This is a genomic window from Roseateles oligotrophus, assembly GCF_025717515.1.
Taxonomy (GTDB): Bacteria; Pseudomonadota; Gammaproteobacteria; order Burkholderiales; family Burkholderiaceae_C; genus Paucibacter_A; species Paucibacter_A oligotrophus.
In genome coordinates, this window is sequence record NZ_JAJIRN010000033.1 from 1 (window position 1) to 859 (window position 859).

Consider the following 859-nt stretch of genomic DNA (forward strand, 5'->3'; position numbering starts at 1 on the left):
AGACAGCAGGAAACTCAAAGGTATGCCTATCAAGGACCGTGACTACACGCTGACACCAGATCTGCTTCGCGAGTACCGGGATGCGGCACTTGTAAATGCTCAAGAATTGCTTGAGGAAGCAACGCTGCTATTGGCACACGAAAAATATGCGAGGGCATATTTCCTATCGGCATCAACCATTGAGGAAGCGGGCAAGGCTGTACAGGCGTTCGAGGGTCTGGGGAAAAATCTAAGAGATCCTGCGGTAACTCAGAGGCTGAAACTTCAGTTTGAGGACCATTCCCAAAAAGTTACCGCTGCTTTTTCTCCATGGCTCCAGGCTACGCCAAATCTTAAAGACGAGGTAATGAACTTCGTGAACATGATGGTCGACCTGAAGTTTGGGCGGGAGGCGTCTATGTACGCCGACATAAATGCCGAGCGCATGATTGTCACCACACCACAAATGCAGGTGCGCCAAAAGACAGCATCCGACTGCGTCCGGCTTGCAGGTACCGTCTTGTCCCATGTTAGGCCGTATGCCCAGCAAGCTCTGCCAAAGTCCACTACGCGTGTGCAAGATGCATTCTTTGCGCTCAAGCCATCTACATTCCAAAAGATGGCGAATACATCTGACTTTTGGTATTTCTACATTGCCCAAATGGAAAGTGGAAATATTCCACTTGAGTCCGCCGTCACTGAGTACAACGATCTCTACTTTTCCAAGAAAGCATTGTTCAGGACGGAGTCGAGTGCGGAGGGTGGCAATGCTGTCTAACCTGGCGTTCGAGCCGACTCGCAACGGCTGGTCACTTCAGGCCCCCATTTCATTCTGGGCCTTCCGTGCCCAGCCGCCGCTCGCGGCTCAACTTCGACGTTA

Annotated in this window: 1 protein-coding gene; it reads left to right on the forward strand. The window is 51.6% G+C overall.

From position 1 onward, the window contains the following. On the forward strand, window positions 1-757 hold a 757-nt coding region (locus tag LNV07_RS25355), incomplete at its 5' end, for an AbiV family abortive infection protein (protein ID WP_263573996.1). Window positions 758-859 lie beyond the last annotated feature (102 nt).